Origin of the sequence: Microtetraspora sp. AC03309 (assembly GCF_020826795.1) — a bacterium.
Classification (GTDB): Bacteria; Actinomycetota; Actinomycetes; order Streptosporangiales; family Streptosporangiaceae; genus Microtetraspora; species Microtetraspora glauca.
Window position 1 is genome coordinate 22,703 of sequence record NZ_JADDIL010000049.1, and the last position, 16,218, is coordinate 38,920.

The 16,218-nt window shown below is 70.8% G+C and carries 16 protein-coding genes; 9 read left to right on the plus strand and 7 right to left on the minus strand.

The genetic code is table 11. The features are described from left to right. Positions 1-2: 2 nt before the first annotated feature. The 6 genes from IMZ11_RS26080 to IMZ11_RS26105 are packed head-to-tail and all read right to left on the minus strand — an operon-like array spanning position 3 to position 5,108. Positions 3-650, minus strand: coding sequence for a DUF6084 family protein (locus tag IMZ11_RS26080; RefSeq protein WP_228645040.1), 648 nt, complete (start codon positions 648-650; stop codon positions 3-5). Positions 651-668: 18 nt separating this feature from the next. After that, on the minus strand, positions 669-929 hold the full coding sequence (locus IMZ11_RS26085) for a hypothetical protein (RefSeq protein ID WP_228645041.1): 261 nt from the start codon (positions 927-929) through the stop codon (positions 669-671). Next, complete coding sequence (locus IMZ11_RS26090) at positions 926-1,666, minus strand: DUF5947 family protein (RefSeq protein ID WP_228645042.1); 741 nt, start codon at positions 1,664-1,666, stop codon at positions 926-928. Before IMZ11_RS26090 ends, IMZ11_RS26085 begins: the two co-directional genes overlap by 4 nt. A 10-nt stretch (positions 1,667-1,676) precedes the next feature. After that, the gene (locus IMZ11_RS26095; RefSeq protein WP_228645043.1) at positions 1,677-2,231 is read right to left on the minus strand and encodes a NifU family protein; all 555 of its coding nucleotides are present in this window, start codon (positions 2,229-2,231) and stop codon (positions 1,677-1,679) included. Positions 2,232-2,241: 10 nt separating this feature from the next. Beyond that, positions 2,242-4,038 (minus strand): nickel-dependent hydrogenase large subunit, encoded by a 1,797-nt coding sequence (locus IMZ11_RS26100; RefSeq protein ID WP_228645044.1) that lies wholly within the window; start codon positions 4,036-4,038, stop codon positions 2,242-2,244. Positions 4,039-4,055: 17 nt separating this feature from the next. After that, positions 4,056-5,108 (minus strand): hydrogenase expression protein HypE, encoded by a 1,053-nt coding sequence (locus tag IMZ11_RS26105; RefSeq protein WP_228645045.1) that lies wholly within the window; start codon positions 5,106-5,108, stop codon positions 4,056-4,058. Positions 5,109-5,410: 302 nt separating this feature from the next. Here IMZ11_RS26105 and IMZ11_RS26110 point away from each other — a divergent pair, with 302 nt between their 5' ends. Next, positions 5,411-6,685 carry a phytase gene (locus tag IMZ11_RS26110; protein WP_228645046.1) on the plus strand — a complete coding sequence of 425 codons (1,275 nt, stop codon included), beginning with the start codon at positions 5,411-5,413 and terminating at the stop codon, positions 6,683-6,685. 82 nt (positions 6,686-6,767) lie between these two features. Here the strand turns inward: IMZ11_RS26110 and IMZ11_RS26115 are convergent, their stop codons facing one another. Next, complete coding sequence (locus tag IMZ11_RS26115) at positions 6,768-7,934, minus strand: ABC transporter substrate-binding protein (protein ID WP_228645047.1); 1,167 nt, start codon at positions 7,932-7,934, stop codon at positions 6,768-6,770. Positions 7,935-8,194: 260 nt separating this feature from the next. Between IMZ11_RS26115 and IMZ11_RS26120 the strand changes: the two genes are divergently transcribed. From IMZ11_RS26120 to IMZ11_RS26155, 8 genes are all read left to right on the plus strand, one after another. Continuing rightward, positions 8,195-8,938 (plus strand): GntR family transcriptional regulator, encoded by a 744-nt coding sequence (locus tag IMZ11_RS26120; RefSeq protein ID WP_061257877.1) that lies wholly within the window; start codon positions 8,195-8,197, stop codon positions 8,936-8,938. Between the two features lie 110 nt (positions 8,939-9,048). Next, entirely contained in the window at positions 9,049-10,020 is a 972-nt protein-coding gene (locus IMZ11_RS26125) for a Gfo/Idh/MocA family oxidoreductase (RefSeq protein ID WP_228645048.1), read from the plus strand. Beyond that, complete coding sequence (locus tag IMZ11_RS26130; protein WP_228645049.1) at positions 10,017-10,862, plus strand: TIM barrel protein; 846 nt, start codon at positions 10,017-10,019, stop codon at positions 10,860-10,862. Before IMZ11_RS26125 ends, IMZ11_RS26130 begins: the two co-directional genes overlap by 4 nt. After that, entirely contained in the window at positions 10,859-11,821 is a 963-nt protein-coding gene (gene iolC, locus IMZ11_RS26135) for a 5-dehydro-2-deoxygluconokinase (RefSeq protein ID WP_228645050.1), read from the plus strand. The genes IMZ11_RS26130 and iolC overlap by 4 nt, the downstream gene beginning before the upstream one ends. Next, on the plus strand, positions 11,814-12,710 hold the full coding sequence (locus IMZ11_RS26140) for a deoxyribose-phosphate aldolase (protein ID WP_228645051.1): 897 nt from the start codon (positions 11,814-11,816) through the stop codon (positions 12,708-12,710). The genes iolC and IMZ11_RS26140 overlap by 8 nt, the downstream gene beginning before the upstream one ends. Further along, positions 12,707-14,581, plus strand: a complete 1,875-nt coding sequence (gene iolD, locus IMZ11_RS26145; RefSeq protein ID WP_228645052.1) for a 3D-(3,5/4)-trihydroxycyclohexane-1,2-dione acylhydrolase (decyclizing) — start codon at positions 12,707-12,709, stop codon at positions 14,579-14,581. Before IMZ11_RS26140 ends, iolD begins: the two co-directional genes overlap by 4 nt. Further along, complete coding sequence (locus IMZ11_RS26150) at positions 14,581-15,561, plus strand: inorganic phosphate transporter (protein ID WP_061257883.1); 981 nt, start codon at positions 14,581-14,583, stop codon at positions 15,559-15,561. Before iolD ends, IMZ11_RS26150 begins: the two co-directional genes overlap by 1 nt. Further along, the gene (locus IMZ11_RS26155; protein WP_228645053.1) at positions 15,558-16,214 is read left to right on the plus strand and encodes a DUF47 domain-containing protein; all 657 of its coding nucleotides are present in this window, start codon (positions 15,558-15,560) and stop codon (positions 16,212-16,214) included. The genes IMZ11_RS26150 and IMZ11_RS26155 overlap by 4 nt, the downstream gene beginning before the upstream one ends. Positions 16,215-16,218: the final 4 nt, after the last annotated feature.

Genomic DNA, 16,218 nt, shown 5'->3' on the forward strand with positions numbered 1-16,218 from the left:
GGTCACCGCCCCTCGAGCAGGGCCGACATCACGTCGTCCCATCCGGTGAGCGTGTTGCCCACCCGGTAGGCGTACAGCCGGTCGAAGACCGCGCGGTCCAGGCGCAGCCAGGCGCTGCCGGGAAAGTAGTGGTCCATCAGGTCCTTCCAGACGCTCACCGGCATGGCGAACTCGGCCTCGGTGTCCCAGGGGATCCGCGCCGCCTGCAGCCGTCCCTCATCGAGATAGAAGATCGTGCCGCTGAAGTGGAACTCCAGCGGGACCTGCCCGTCCGGCAGGGCGTGGAAGTACTTGGCCGCCACCACCTCGAAGTCGTACGTGCAGGTCACCGGGATCTCGGTCACGCAGGTGCCGCCGTCGAACGCCGGGACCTGGGTCGTTGTCTGCGTCCACAGCAGGCTCCGCAGCGCGCGGCCCCAGCCCTCCTGTACGCCGAACAGCTCGGCGAGGCGTTCCCCCGCGACGGCGTCGTAGGAGCGGCGTGCCGCCGCGATGCGGATCTGCGTGTGCAGGGCGACGGAGCGGATCTCGGCGGGGCCCGCGCTGTCGAGCCGCGTCCGGAACAGCAGCGTCGGGAGGGCGGCGAACTCCGCCGCCTCCACGCCCTCGACCAGGATCCGCACCGTGGGCGGGCAGGCCGTCGTCGTCATCGGATGATCGCCTCCGCCTCAGGCCGGTGAGAGGTTCGGCATGCGCGGGTCGATGGCGTCGTGCGCGCGCGGATTGATGCCGGTGGACCTGGCGGCCGTCGAGCGCCCGTCCGGGAGGTGGCCCTTCTGGTGGGCGTAGTGCCCCTTCGTGTTGCCCTCCCTGACCCCCTTGAGGTGCGCGGTGGCGTCCGGCCGGATCATGGGGCGTCCCGTCCTGATCGGCTCGGCCGCCTTCCCTTTCCTGGTCTTCGTGCCGCCCTCCGCCTTGGTCTTCGTCATCTCCGGGCTCCTTCCGGTCGGTTCCCGTCGTGCGTGCCGCCGCCGGCGGCGTCCACGGACCTGGACCGCCGGCGCAGGTCGGCGAAGAAGCCGCCGATCTCGCGCCAGACGTCCGGCCCGCCGGCCAGGCCCTTCCAGTGCGTGCGGATCAGGCCCACCAGCGCGTAGCAGTCGTCGATCGGCACGAGCCAGTGGTCGCGCGCGTCGCCCGTCCGGTTGACCAGCAGTGCCTCCACGTCGGGGGCCAGACTGCCGAGCACCGGGTTGGCCGCCTCCAGCCGCGCCCAGGTCGGCCGGGCCAGCGGGGACTCGACGGGGCCTCCCGGGCTGGGATAGAGGAGCACGGCCCGCCGCGCCGTCGAGTTATGGAAGAAGAAGGCCATCTGGACGGGGATGTTCAGGCCGTCCCAGGCCGCGTCGTCCAGGGCGAAGCCGCGGAGGTGCCAACGCCGGTCGGGGACGGCGCGGTACCGCTGCCCGCTCTCCTCCGCCCGGTCGAACAGCGTCGCGCAGGGCCGGCAGGCGCAGCGGAGCTCGCGGCTGGACAGGTCGACCAGGTGCCGGTGACCGTCGGCGACAGGAACGGCGCACAGGTCGCACCGTTCCGAGAAGTCCCGCCCGGACTGATCCCGCCCGGACTGATCCCGCCCGGACCGGTCGGGCTCCGCCGGGGACGGGGCCACCGGCGCCTGGACGAGGTACCTGCGCAGGGCGCCCATCGTGAAACGTCGCTCCATGGTGCCCGCCTCACGACGTCCGGGCGCCGGTACGGCCCCGCAGCAGGCTGTCGGCGGGGATCACGGCCGGCGGCGGTGCGGCCTCCTCGACCTCGACCCGCGCGACCTCCGGCGCGGCGTCGCGGATCGCCTCCTCCAGCGTGGCGCGCATGGCCGGAGCCGAGGAGCGGCATCCGCCGCGCCCGCGCAGGCGGACCCGCGCCACACCGCCCTCGACGCCCACCAGCTCGGCGGTGGCTCCGCCGAGCTGCGGGGCGGCCCGCTCCACCGCCTCCCGGACGCGGGTCTCCGTGTCCGACGGGTGCAGGCCGTGCAGCAGGAGCAGGTGCGCGACCAGTTCGTCGGCCGCCAGCGTGTCGACCAGCGCGGTACCGCTCACGGTCGCGGCCGCCGCCATGATCCGGGACAGGCCCTCGCCGTACAACTCCAGGAGCGGCTGGAGGAGCTCCGTGACCGTGGCCCTGGCGTCCGGGTCGGTCATCGACTCGACCCGTTCCAGCAGGGCCTCCACGCGGTGCGCGCGGTCGGCCGCCTCGTCGTCGTTCAGCGGGGTGTGCGGTGACATCGTCCCCACCTCAGCCCGAGACGCTCGTGCCGAGTGTGGGGGAGTGCACCTTTCTGATCACCTGTCCGTCGCCGAGGTACATGTGCACGCCGCAGGGCAGGCAGGGGTCGAAGCTGCGCACCGTGCGCATGATGTCGATGCCCTTGAAGTTCTCCGGGCCGTTCTCCTCGAAGATGTGCATGCCCTGCACGGCGTCCTCGTACGGCCCCGGCGTCCCGTAGATGTCCCGGGGGCTGGCGTTCCACGGCGTCGGCGGATACGGGTGGTAGTTCGCGATCTTCCCGTCGCGGATCACCATGTGGTGCGACAGGACGCCGCGGACCGCCTCGTGGAAGCCGCAGCCGATCCCGTCCTCGGGGACGTCGAAGTCCGTGAAGACCTTCGTCCGCCCCGCCCTGACCTCGCCCAGCGCCTGCTCCACGAAGTGGACCGCCATCGCCGCCGCGTACGCGATGAAGTACACGCGGGCGCGGTCCCGTTCGATGGTGTTGGACCACTGCGGGATCTTCCACTCGAACTGCATCTCGGGCATCGCCGCGCTCTTGGGGAGGTTGATCTGCACGCTGTGGCCGGTCGCCTTCACCGTGCCCGTGTCGACGAGACCGGCGAGGGCGGTGGTCCAGAGCCTGGCGATGGGGCCGCCCCCGGTGTCCAGCGCGAGATAGTCGCCGCTGCGGGAGTCGTACCAGCGCGGGCTCATGACCCAGCTGTAGTTGCCGTTCTCCAGGTCGCGCTTCTGCGGCCGGGGGAGCGTCGTCTGGTTCCACGGGTGCCGCTGGTCGACCGGGTTGCCGAGCGGGTCGTGGGTGACGAACGTCTCCTCGCCCTCCCAGTCGTCGTAGTACGAGCTGCCCAGCAGGATGCGGATGCCGAGGTTGATGTCCACCAGGTTCGTCGTCAGGAGCTGGCCGTCCAGGACGATGCCGGGGGTCACGAACATCGACCGGCCCCAGTCGTTCATGGTGCGGTAGTCGTAGTCCACCACGTCGGGGTCCTGGAAGGCGCCCCAGCAGCCGAGCATGACGCGGCGCCGCCCGACCTCCTCGTAACCCGGCATGGCCTCGTAGAAGAAGTCGAAGATGTCGTCGTTCATCGGGACGGCCTTCTTGATGAAGTCCAGCGCCCGCAGCAGCCGCACCATGTAGTCGGTGAACACCTGGGGCGTCGCGACCGTCCCCACGCCTCCGGGATAGAGGGTGGACGGGTGCACGTGCCGCCCCTCCATCAGGCAGAACATCTCGCGGGTGAGCCGGCTCATCTGCAGCGCCTCGCGGTACGCCGCCCCGGTGAACGGGTTGAAGGCGCGCATGATGTCGGCGATCGTGCGGTAGCCGTGGATGTGGCCGCGCGGCGCCTCGGTCGTCTCCGCCCTGCGGAGCAGGCTGGGGTTCGTCTCCTTGACCATCTGCTCGCAGAAGTCGACGAACACCAGGTTGTCCTGGAAGATCGTGTGGTCGAACATGTACTCGGCGGCCTCGCCGAGGTTGACGATCATCTCCCCCAGCGGCGGGGTCTTGATGCCGTAGGCCATGTTCTGCGCGTAGACGGAACAGGTGGCGTGGTTGTCGCCGCAGATGCCGCAGATCCGGCTGGTGATGAAGTGCGAGTCGCGCGGGTCCTTGCCGCGCATGAACACGCTGTAGCCACGGAAGAGCGACGACGTGCTCTTGCACTCCACGACTTCCTTGTTGCTGAAGTCGATCTTCGTGTAGATGCCGAGGTTGCCGATGATCCTGGTGATCGGGTCCCAGGACATGTCGACCAGCGTCCGCTGGTCCTCCGGCGCCTTCTGCGATCGGATTGCCACCGTGTCGTTCCCCTCTACTACCGTTGCGGCCAGCGCGGGGCGTACCCGCTCGTGAGCTTCGGACGGTTGTGGCGCCAGCGGGGCTCCGCGTTGACCGTCGTGTTCGTGATCCCGCGCAGCCTGCGGATCATCCCGCCGTACACGCTGGACATGGCCGAGGACACGGTCCCGCCGGGCGGCTCGTCCATGAAGGGCATGAACTTGTCCGGGAAGCCCGGCATGGTGCAGCCGATGCAGATGCCGCCGACGTTGGGGCAGCCGCCGATCCCGTCCATCCAGCCGCGCTTGGGGACGTTGCAGTTGACCACCGGGCCCCAGCAGCCGAGCCGCACCTGGCACTTCGGCGAGTTGTAGTCCTTGGCGAAGTCGCCCTGCTCGTAGTAGCCGGCCCGGTCGCACCCCTCGTGCACCGTCTTGCCGAAGAGCCACGTCGGCCGGAGTTGCTCGTCGAGCGGGATCATGGGGGCCATCCCGGCGGCCTGGTAGAGCAGCCAGGTCAGGGTCTCCATGAAGTTGTCCGGCTGCACCGGGCAGCCGGGCACGTTGACGATGGGGAGCCCGCCGGCCGAGCGGAAGTCCTTGCCGAGATAGTCGGCGAGGCCCATGCATCCCGTCGGGTTCCCCGCCATGGCGTGGATGCCGCCGTACGTGGCGCAGGTGCCGGCCGCGACGACCGCCCACGCCCTCGGCGCGAGCCGGTCGATCCACTCGTTGACCGTGATGGGCTCGCCCGTCACGGGGTCGTTGCCCATGGACGTCCAGTAGCCCTCGCCGTTGATCTGCTCGTTGGGGATCGATCCCTCGACGACGAAGATGAACGGGCCGAGCTCGTCCCGTGCCGCCCGGTGGAAGGCCGCCATGAACTCGTCGCCCACCTGCTGGGCCAGGACCTTGTTGTGCAGGTGGACCTTGGGCAGGCCGGGGACGAGGCCGAGCACGACGTCCTCGATGCTCGGCAGCGTCGCGGCGGTCACCGAGACCGTGTCCCCGTCGCAGCTCATCCCCTCCGAGGTCCACAGAATGTGCACCTCGTCCAGAGCGGCTGCGGTGGTAACCCCTGGTGCGCTCATGGCCTACCCCCCTCCTGGCCACAGCGGGCGTCACGCCGTGTGCATCAACGTCTATCAACCTCCGGCGGGCTTGGTAAGTGCGCCGTGCACCTAGTGCGTACGGTCTGACCTGCGGTTACTTGGCGGGAGATGGTGGTCTCGATGCCGGCTGAGGGGTTTGCCGCGACCCGCCCGCCTCCGGAGCGTAGCGGATCAGTGAAAGCTAGATGAATATGTCATGACATAAGGACGTGCTATTGCTTTGTCGTTAAATCGTAGTTACGTTCTTGGTGCAACATCATCCCCCCGAAAGAGGAGGCGCGATGCGTCCCCTGTCCACCATCTCCCTGGCGGCTGCCGCGCTGCTGCTGGTCGGCGTGCAGCCGGCGTCGGCCGCGGGCCAGGGCGTCAAGACCGTATACCCCGAGCTGGAGACCCCGGCGCTGTTCGACGACGAGGCGGGCGGCAACTCCAACGCCGACGACCCGGCGATCTGGGTGCACCCGTCGAAGTCGTCGAAGAGCGTGGTGATCGGCACCGCGAAGGAGGGCGGCCTCTTCGTCTACAACCTGGACGGCGAGCAGCTCCAGCACTTCGCGGCCCCCGCCGCGCCGGGTCCCGACGACGAGCCGGGACGGTTCAACAACGTCGACGTCACCTATGGCTTCGGCGGGCGGGACCTCGCGGTCGTCTCCGACCGCGGCCGGGACCAGCTCAGGATCTACTCCATCTCGGGCGGGCAGCTCACCGACGTGACCGACCCGGCCGCGCCGTTCCTCTTCAACTCCACACAAGCCGAGGTGAACGAGGGTGGCACCGGGTACGGTCTGACCACGTACAAGAACTCCACCGGCACGTACGCGGTGGTCAGCCGGCGGCACAACACCGACGTCGGCCTGATCAAGCTGCTTCCGAAGCCGAACGGCAAGGTGGGCTACGAAGTCGTCAGGACGCTGGCCCTGCCCGCCACGTTCGCCCTGCCGAACGGCCAGACCTGGATCCCGTGCGACGAGCCGGGCCGGACACCCCAGGTCGAGGGCATGGTCGTGGACGACCAGACCGACACCCTCTACGCCGGCCAGGAGGACGTCGGCATCTGGAAGGTCTCGGCCGACCTGACCGGGACGCCGGTGCTCGTGGACAAGGTCAAGGAGTTCGGCGTGCCGGGGACGTACGACCCGGCCACCGAGGAGTGCACGCCCGGCACGGACCCCGGCTTCGGCGGCCAGCGCCTGACGGCCGACGTCGAGGGCCTCACGATCTACTACCGCGACAACGGCAAGGGCTACCTGCTGGCCTCCAGCCAGGGCGACAACACCTTCGCCGTCTACAAGAAGGAGGGCTCCAACGCCTACCTCGGCCAGTTCCGGATCAGCCCGCACAACGGGGTGGACGGTGTCGAGGTGAGCGACGGCTCGACCGTGCTCAACGTCCCGCTCGGTGATTTCGACGAGGGCCTGTTCATCGCGCACGACGGCGTCAACACGCCCGCCGAGGGTGACCGCGAGATCACGAACTTCAAGTTCGTCGGCTGGGGCGACATCGCGGACGAGCTCGACCTTGACGTGGACACCGACGGCTACGACCCCCGTGACTGACGGCACAACCGATAGCGGGTAGGGCCGAGACGAGGAAGACCCCCGGCGAATCGCCTCGCCGGGGGTCTTTCCTTTCACGGGATCAGCCGTGGTTGACGCGCCAGAAGTCGGAGATGGTCTGGCGGCTGCGCAGGTCGTCGACCAGCCTCGCGGGGTCGGTGTGGAAGAGCTGGTTCTGCCAGTCGTCCAGGCCCGTCGGGATGACGAGCGGCTTGACCGAGGCGTTGCCGGAGACGCCGCCCTCGCCGATCTCGTGCTTGACGCCCTCCTCGGTCATGATGAAGTGGACGAACAGCTTGGCCGCGTTGGGGTGCTTGGTCTTCGTGGCGATCGCGGCGAACTTGGGATAGCTGTTGCCGACGAACGGCGCCATCCCGGCGCAGGTCGCCTGGTTGTATCCCTTGTCGTCGTTGTTGCGGAACTTCGCGATCGACATGAAGCCGATCTTCTTGTCCGTGGTGTCGGGCGCGCCCACCGAACCCGAGATGTCCTCGTCGGAGCCGGTCAGCACGGGCTTGTTGACCGAGAGCCGCTTGACCCACTCGTAGGCCGCGGACTTCTCCTTGGTCTCCAGGGGCTTGCCGTACTTGGTCTGGTAGGCCTGCTCCAGCGCCTGGTTGCCGTGCGCGTCGAGCTGGGTGAAGAACGACAACACGGTGGGCTTGCCCAGCGGGTCCTGCATGACGAGCTTGCCGGCCCACTCCGGCTCGGTGAGGTCCCAGACGTTCTTCACCGGGCAGCCGTCGGGCGAGAGTTTCGTGTTGTAGGCGAAGACGTTGGCCTTCGACAGCGCTAAGAGCGGGTTCTGGTTCTCGGCCGGGATCTGGTCCTTGAGGTCGGCCGGCACCCAGGTCTGGACCACACCCTGCGGGATGAGCTGGCCCATCAGCACGCCGCCGTCCTCGAACATCGTCGCGTCGATCGTGATGTTGTCCGCCGCGTGCTCCCTGATCATCTTCTCCGCGGTCTGCGGGCTGTCGGACTTCACGCCCTCCATGGGGATGCCGTACTTCGCGGTGAAGGCCTTGGCGACCTCCTCGATGTCGCCGCTGGAGTCGTACACCATGAGGCCGCCCTCCTTCTTGGCCGCCTCGACCAGCGCGTTCAGGTCGAAGTTCGCGTCGACGGAGGCGCTGGGCAGCGGCGCCGCGTCCGTCGAGCCGGGGGAGTCGGTGCCGGTGGACGGCGCGCACGCGGCGACGGCCAGTGCCAGCAGCGCCACAGGGATGATCTTCCGGGTACGCCTCACGATGGCGTCACTCCTCTTGCCTCTCAGGGGGGTCGTGCGCGACGCCCAGTGCCCCCAGGTCGTGTCGAATCACGTCCTGCCGCGCGCGGCGGCATTCGTCGGACACTCCCTCGCGGGCGCCACGGTGGGCTCAACGATGAACGTCATGTGAACAATTTGTCAAGACATTCTTACGTATTTAGGGCGGTTGACTTCGGCGCGTTACACGGAGCATGGAGAGGTGTTGGTCAGGACATTCTGATGTCCTGTACGGTCACGTTGTGACTGTGACGAAGCTGGACATCGACCTGGATCGGTCGAGCCCCGTGCCCCTCTACTTCCAGGTGGCCGAGCAGATCGCGCGGGCGATCCAGGCCGGAGAGCTGGCCCCCGGATCCCGGCTCGACAACGAGGTCCTGCTGGCCGATCGGCTGGGGCTCTCCCGGCCGACCATCCGCCAGGCCATCCAGTACCTCGTCGACAAGGGCCTGGTGGTGCGCAAACGCGGGGTCGGCACCCAGGTCGTCCACGGCCAGGTCAAGCGGGCGGTCGAGCTCACCAGCCTGTACGACGATCTGCGCAGGGTGGGCCAGGAGCCGGCCACACGTGTCCTGGCCATCGAGACGGTGCCCGCGGACGAGTCGACGGCGGGGGCGCTCGGCGTCGCCACGGGCACCGAGGTGGTCCGGCTGGAGCGGCTCAGGTACGCCGAGGGGAAGCCGCTTGCCCTGATGCACAACTGGCTGCCGCCGGGGCCGGCGTCGCTGACCGCCGAGGCGCTGGAGGCGCGCGGCTTGTACGAGCTGCTGCGTGCGGCCGGGGTGCGGATGCGGGTGGCCGCCCAGCGGATCGGCGCCCGCACGGCCACCCCGGCCGAGGTCCGGCTGCTGGAGGAACGCCGCGCCTGCCCGCTGCTCACGATGGTGCGCACGACGTACGACGACCAGGGGAGGGCGGTCGAGCACGGCTCACACGTCTACCGCGCGTCCCACTACTCCTTGGAGGTCACGCTCGTCGAGCGCTGAACCGTCCGTTTCGGCTGGTGATGATGATAGTTCGTCAGAATGTCAGGACAAACTCTTGACGATGCGACCGCCGGTCATCTAGAACTGGAGGCCCCGGACAAGGAGTCGATATGCGTGTGGGTCTGCTGGGTCTTGGTCGCATAGGAGCATTTCATGCCACCTCCCTCGCCGCCCTCGTGGAGGAACTGGTCGTCTTCGACGCTGACACGAGCAGGGCCGAGGAGGCGGCGGGGCGGCTCGGAGCCCGCGTGGGAGACCCCTTCGCCGCCGACGCGGTGGTGATCGCGACCCCCACCTCCACGCACGCGGAGGCGCTGCTCCGGGCCTGCGAGCTGGGTGTGCCGGCGTTCTGCGAGAAGCCCGCGGCGCCCACTGTGGAGGAGACCGTGCGGGTGGCCGAGGCCGCCGAGCGCACCGGCACCCTCGTGCACATCGGGTTCCAGCGGCGCTTCGACGCCGGGTACGCCGCCGCGCGCGCCGCCCTGGCCTCCGGCGAGCTGGGCGAGCTGCACCGGGTCCACCTGCTGACCGCCGACCCCCGGCCGCCCGCCCCCGGCTACATCCCGCTGTCCGGCGGGATCTTCCGTGACTGCCACATCCACGACTTCGACATCCTGCGCTGGGTCACCGGCAGGGAGGTGGACGTCGTCTACGCCACCGGATCCAACCGGGGCGAGGCGTTCTTCGCCGAGGCGGGCGACGTCGACAACAGCGCCGCGCTGCTGACCCTCGACGACGGCACGCTCGCCACGATGCAGGGCTCCCGCTACAACGGCGCGGGGTATGACGTGCGGATGGAGCTGGCCGGCACCCTGGGGACGCGCGCGGTCGGGCTCGGCGAGCGTACCCCGGTGAGCTCCGTCGAGGGCCTCGCGCCGCAGGGCGAGCCGTGGCCGGACTTCCAGGCCAGGTTCGAGGCCGCGTACGTCGCCGAGATGGGCGCGTTCCTCGCGGCCGCGCGGGGCGAGCGCGAGAGCCCCTGCACCGTCCGTGACGCGCTGGCCGCCCTCTACATCGCCGAGGCGGCAGACCTTTCCCGTCGTACGGACCGGCCGGTCCGTCTCCTGGAGGTGACCAAGTGAGGATCGCCGCTGCTCCGATCTCGTGGGGTGTGTGCGAGGTGCCCGGATGGGGGCACCAGATGGCGGCGGAGCGGGTGCTCGCCGAGATGGCGGAGCTCGGCCTGACGGCCACCGAGCTCGGCCCGGACGGCTTCCTTCCCCCTGATCCCGCGGACCGGGCGTCCCTGCTCGGCCGGTACGGCATGCGCGCCGTGGGCGGCTTCGTGCCCGTGGTGCTGCACGATCCGGGCCACGACCCGATGCCGGGCCTGCGCGCCACGCTGGCCTCGTTCGACGCCGACATGGTGGTCGTCCTGGCCGCCGCCACCGGCGTGGACGGGTACGACGCCCGCCCGGAACTCGGCACCGGGGGCTGGCGCACGCTGCTCGCCAACCTGGAGCGGATCCGGCGCGAGACGTCCCACCTGGTCACCCTGCACCCGCACGTCGGGACCATGGTCGAGAGCCGGGACGAGGTGAACCGGGTGCTCGACGGGTGCGACATCGCGCTCTGCCTCGACACCGGGCATCTCCTCATCGGCGGCACCGACCCCGTGGACATCGTCCGCGACCGTCCCGGCCGCGTCGCGCACGTCCACCTCAAGGACGTGGACGCCGAGCTCGCCGGGCGGGTCCGGGAGGGCGCGCTCACCTACACAGAGGCCGTCAGGGCGGGGATCTACCGCCCGCTCGGCAAGGGAGACGTGGACGTCGCCCGGATCGTCGGCGGCCTCGACCGGGCCGGATACCGCGGCTGGTATGTCATGGAGCAGGACCTCATCCTCGACGCCGAGCCCTCCGCCGGAGACGGCCCGATCGAGGACGTCCGGGCCGGCGTCGCGTTTCTCGGGAGCGCCGCGTGACGGACGTGCTCACCATCGGCCGGGTCGGCGTGGACGTCTACCCCCTCCAGACCGGGGTGTCGCTCCGGGAGGTTTCGACCTTCGGCAAATACCTCGGCGGCAGCCCGGTCAACGTGGCCGTCGCCGCCGCCAGGCTCGGCCGGTCCAGTGCCGTGATCACCCGGACCGGGGCCGACCCGTTCGGATTGTTCGTCCACGACGCCCTCCGCGAGTACGGAGTGGACGACCGGTACGTCCTCGCGGTGCCGGGCCTGCCCACGCCGGTGACCTTCTGCGAGATCAGGCCGCCGGAGGACTTCCCGCTCTACTTCTACCGCTTCCCCAAGGCCCCCGACCTGGAGATTCTCCCCTCCGAGCTGGACCTGCGGGCCATCGCGCGGATCCCGCTGTTCTGGGCGACCGTGACCGGCCTGTCCCAGGAGCCGTCCCGGGCCGCGCACTTCGCGGCCTGGCGGTCGCGGGGGCGCAGGCCGCACACGGTGCTCGACCTCGACTACCGCCCGATGTTCTGGACGAGCATGGAGGCGGCCGGGGAGCAGGTGCGGCGCGCTCTCGCGCACGTCACCGTGGCGGTCGGCAACGTCGACGAGGCCGAGGTGGCCACCGGCACGCGTGAGCCGTACGCCGCGGCCGAGGCGCTGCTGGAGGCGGGCGTGGAACTGGCGATCGTCAAACGTGGTTCGGCCGGCGTGCTGGGCATGACCAGGAAAGAGACCGTGGAAGTGCCCCCGGTCCCGGTGGACGTCGTCAACGGGCTCGGTGCCGGAGACGCCTTCGGCGGAGCGCTCTGCCACGGCCTGCTCTCGGGCTGGCCGCTGGAGCGCACCCTGCGCTTCGCCAACGCGGCGGGCGCGATCGTCGCAGGACGGCTGGCGTGCGCGCCCGCGATGCCCACGGCCGAGGAAGTCGAGGCCGTCCTTGCGGGTGGCTCATTGAGGGGGGACGTGTCAGATGCGTGAGGAGGACTACCGCCGGCTGCTCGACGACCGCGCGTGGTACCCCGGCCGGGTGGCCGACACGGCCGCGCTGCGCAGGCGCCGGCCGCTGATGGTCGACCGGGACCAGCTGCTGATCATCGCGGCGGACCATCCGGCGAGGGGCGCCCTCGGCGTGGGCGGCCGTCCGATGGCGATGGAGAACCGCGTCGACCTGCTCGACCGGCTGCTGACCGCCCTGGCCAGGCCCGGCGTCGACGGCCTGCTCGCCACCCCCGACATCGTCGAGGACCTGCTGCTGCTCGGCGCGCTCGACGACAAGATCGTGATCGGCTCGATGAACCGGGGCGGCGTCCAGAACGCGGTGTTCGAGTTCGACGACCGCTTCACCGCCTACGACGCCCGGTCCATCGCGGCGATGCGCCTGGACGGCGGCAAGATGCTGTGCCGGATCGCCCCCGAGGACACCGCGACCGCCGCCACCCTGGAGAGCTGCGGCCAGGCCATCACCCAGCTCGCCGGGCACGGCCTGATGGCGATGATCGAGCCGTTCTGGTCCGGCCGGGTCGACGGCGTCGTCACCCACGACCTGTCCCCGGAGGCGGTGGTCCGCGCGATCAGCATCTGCCAGGGGCTCGGCGCGACCTCGGCCAGGACCTGGCTGAAGATTCCCGTGATCGACGACATGGAGCGGGTCATGCGGGCCACGACGCTGCCGACGCTGCTGCTCGGAGGCGACCCCGCCCAGGATCCCGACCGGGTCTTCGCGTCCTGGAGCAAGGCGCTGCGGCTGCCCGGTGTGCGCGGCCTGGTCGTCGGCAGGGCGCTGCTCTACCCGCCCGACGACGACGTGGCCACGGCGGTGGACACCGCGGCGGGCCTGCTGGAGATATCGGGAGGTACCCCATCATGAGACTCACCACGGCCCAGGCGCTGGTCCTCTTCCTGTCCCGGCAGTGGAGCGAACGGGACGGCGTGGAGCGGCGGCTGATCGAGGGCTGCTTCGGCATCTTCGGCCACGGCAACGTCGCGGGCGTCGGCCAGGCGCTGGCCGAGCAGGGCGGGGGCACCCGGTCGGCCCTGCCGTACTATCTGGCGCGCAACGAGCAGGCCATGGTCCACACCGCCGTCGGGTACGCGCGGGCGGCGAACCGGCTGTCCACGTTCGCCTGCACCACCTCGATCGGCCCCGGTGCGACCAACATGGTCACCGGGGCGGCGCTGGCCACGATCAACCGGATCCCGGTGCTGCTGCTCCCGGGCGACGTCTTCGCCACCAGGGTCGCCAGCCCGGTGCTCCAGGAGCTGGAGGACCCGCGCTCCTACGACGTGACGGTCAACGACACGCTGCGGCCGGTCTCCCGCTTCTTCGACCGGATCAACCGGCCCGAGCAGCTCCCGTCGGCGCTGCTCGCCGCGATGCGGGTGCTCACCGACCCGGCCGAGACCGGCGCGGTCACCCTCGCGCTGCCGCAGGACGTGCAGGCCGAGGCGTACGACTGGCCGGACGAGCTGTTCCGTGAGCGCGTGTGGCACGTTCCGCGTCCGGTGCCGGAGCCCGCCGCGCTGGCCCGTGCCGTACGCGCCCTGGAGTCCTCGAAGCGGCCGCTGATCGTGGCCGGCGGCGGGGTCAGGTACAGCGAGGCGTGGGATGAGCTGCGGCACTTCGCCGAGAAGCACGGCATCCCGGTCGGCGAGACCCAGGCGGGCAAGGGCGCGCTCCCGCACGACCATCCGCTCGCGGTCGGCGCCATCGGCCACACCGGTACGGAGGCCGCCGACACGCTGGCCCGCGAGGCCGACCTGGTGATCGGCGTCGGCACCCGCTACAGCGACTTCACCACCGCCTCGCGGACGCTGTTCGGCGCCGCGCGGTTCCTCAACCTCAACGTCACCGCCTTCGACGCGGCCAAGCACGCGGGCGAGATGGTGGTCGCCGACGCCAAGGAGGCGCTCCTCGCCCTCGACGCGGCGGTCGGCAGGACCGTGGGCGCGGCGGGCTGGCGGGCCGATCCCGAGTGGACCGCGCGGGCGGCGAACCTGGCCGACGGATGGCGGGCGGAGATCGCCGGAGCCGTCTCCGGCGACGCGCTGACCCAGCCGGTGCTCCTCGGCATCGTCAACGACGTGGTGAACGACCTGCCCGACGGCGGCGTGGTGGTCAACGCCGCCGGATCGATGCCGGGTGACCTGCACAGGCTGTGGCGGGCGTCCGACCCCGAGGAGTACCACGTCGAGTACGGCTACTCCTGCATGGGCTACGAGATCGCCGGAGGGCTGGGCGTGAAGCTGGCCCGTCCGGAACGCGAGGTGGTCGTGCTGGTGGGCGACGGGTCGTACCTCATGATGGCCCAGGAGATCGCCACCGCCGTGCAGGAGGGCGTCAAGCTCGTCGTCGTGCTGGTCGACAACCACGGGTTCGCCTCCATCGGCAACCTGTCGGAGTCGGTGGGCGCGCGGCGGCTCGGCACGGCGTACCGCCTGCGCGGCGAGTCGGGCGACCTGGACGGCGACCGGCTCCCCGTGGACCTGGCCGTCAACGCGGCCAGCCTCGGCGCGGACGTGCTGACGGCCAGGGATCCGGAGGGCCTGCGGGCCGCGCTCGCCGAGGCGGTCGCGGCCACGACCACCACGGTCGTCTACGTCGAGCCCGTCCCGGGAGAGGGGCCGGGCGCGCAGGCATGGTGGGACGTCCCGGTCGCCGAGGTGTCGAACCTGCCCGAGGTGCGGGCGGCACGGGAACGCTATGACGAGCACAAGCGCGACCAGCGGCTCTACCTCTGATGGGGTGGACGCTCGCGTTCGCCGCCGTGGCGATCCTGTTCGTGCTGATCAGCGGGGCCAACGACGGCGCCACGCTCATCGGGCTCGGGCTCAGGTTCCCCCGCTCCCCGGGCTGGCTGATCGCGGCGCTCCCGCTGCTGGTGATCTTCGCGGCGCCGTACGCGCTGGGCGTGGAGGTGGCGCGGACGTTCACCGAGCGGCTGGCGAACCTCGGCACCGGCACGGGCGCCGCGGTGTTCCTCGCGGGAGTGGTGACCGGCGTGGTCGTGGTCGCCGTCCTCACCGGCAAGGGGCTGCCGACCAGCCTGACCCTGGCGGTGATCGGGGGGATCGCCGGCGCCGGGCTGGGCGCCGGGCTCCCGGTGTCGTGGTCGGGCCTGGTGTCCGTCCTGGTGATCGGCGCCGCCGCGCCCCTGGTCGGCCTGCTGCTGGGGCTCCTGCTGGGAGCGTCGTCGCGCCGCGTGCCGTCCTTCCGCGGGATGCCCCGGGTCGTCCTCGGCGCGCATGTGCTGGCCTACACCGCGCAGTGCGTGGCGTACGCGGTGAACGACGGCCAGAAGATGATCGCGGTCGTGAGCGTGGCGGTCGGCGTGGCCCGCGCGGGAGTGGGCGGTGTCGGGCCGGTCGAGGTCCCGCCCGTCTGGATGGCCCTGCTCGCGGGGTTGTTCCTCGTCGGGGCGCTGACCAGCCTCACCCGGGTCGGCGAACGGCTCGGCCGCGGCCTGGTCATCACCCGCCCGCTGCACATCGTGTCGGCCGAGACGGCGGCCACCGGCGCCGTGCTCGGGAGCGCGGCGCTCGGAAGTCCGGTGAGCATGACCCAGTCCATCACCGCCGGAGTGGTGGGCGTGGCGGCGAGCGAGGGCGTACGGAGGGTGCGATGGCAGGGCGTCGTGAACATGGGTACGGCATGGCTGGTCACGCTGCCGTCGTCGATGGCGCTGGCCTGCCTCGCCGGCCTCGCGCTGAGACTGGTGTGAGCGCCGACCGCCGCCTCAGGCGGTTCGTACGCGCATGGGACGACCTGCGGGGCCGGTCAGGACGGCGGATCGTGGACCTGGTCCGCGGCCAGATCGCGGTCGCCAGGGCGGGAGCCGTACTGGCCCGCTCGGTGGCGGAGGGCACGATCGAGCGGTCGGCGGCGCGCGTCCAGATGGCCGAGGTGGAGCACGAGGGAGACGCGGAACGCGCCGAGCTCGTCCGCGTCCTGCGCCGGGTGCTCACCACCCCCATCGACAGGGAGGACCTGTTCCGGCTCTCCCGGTCGATCGACGACGTGCTCGACCACCTGCGCGACTACGTGCGCGAGACGGACCTGTTCGGGCCGAAGGACCTCGGATTCGCGGTCGAGCCGCTGCAGGCGGTGATCGACGGCCTGGACGAGCTGGAGGTCGCCGTCGACAAGATCATCGATGATCCGGGCTCGGTGACCCGGGCCGTGCTCGCCACACGCAAGGCGTGCAGCCGGGTCCGCCAGCTCTACCAGACCCGGTTGGCCGAGCTGTTCGCCGGCCCGCTGGAGATGGACACCCTGCGCAGGCGCGAGCTGCTGTCCCGGCTGGACGCGGTGGGCCGCCGGCTCGGCGAGGCGGCCGACGCCCTCGCCGACGCCATGCTCAAGCGAAGCCACTGAGAAG

Bases quoted from the DNA above. Each gene is read 5' to 3' on its own strand.
- IMZ11_RS26080 (WP_228645040.1), bottom strand. From the start codon at position 650: ATGACGACGACGGCCTGCCCGCCCACGGTGCGGATCCTGGTCGAGGGC.
- IMZ11_RS26085 (WP_228645041.1), bottom strand. From the start codon at position 929: ATGACGAAGACCAAGGCGGAGGGCGGCACGAAGACCAGGAAAGGGAAG.
- IMZ11_RS26090 (WP_228645042.1), bottom strand. From the start codon at position 1,666: ATGGAGCGACGTTTCACGATGGGCGCCCTGCGCAGGTACCTCGTCCAG.
- IMZ11_RS26095 (WP_228645043.1), bottom strand. From the start codon at position 2,231: ATGTCACCGCACACCCCGCTGAACGACGACGAGGCGGCCGACCGCGCG.
- IMZ11_RS26105 (WP_228645045.1), bottom strand. From the start codon at position 5,108: ATGAGCGCACCAGGGGTTACCACCGCAGCCGCTCTGGACGAGGTGCAC.
- IMZ11_RS26110 (WP_228645046.1), top strand. From the start codon at position 5,411: ATGCGTCCCCTGTCCACCATCTCCCTGGCGGCTGCCGCGCTGCTGCTG.
- IMZ11_RS26125 (WP_228645048.1), top strand. From the start codon at position 9,049: ATGCGTGTGGGTCTGCTGGGTCTTGGTCGCATAGGAGCATTTCATGCC.
- IMZ11_RS26140 (WP_228645051.1), top strand. From the start codon at position 11,814: ATGCGTGAGGAGGACTACCGCCGGCTGCTCGACGACCGCGCGTGGTAC.
- iolD (WP_228645052.1), top strand. From the start codon at position 12,707: ATGAGACTCACCACGGCCCAGGCGCTGGTCCTCTTCCTGTCCCGGCAG.
- IMZ11_RS26150 (WP_061257883.1), top strand. From the start codon at position 14,581: ATGGGGTGGACGCTCGCGTTCGCCGCCGTGGCGATCCTGTTCGTGCTG.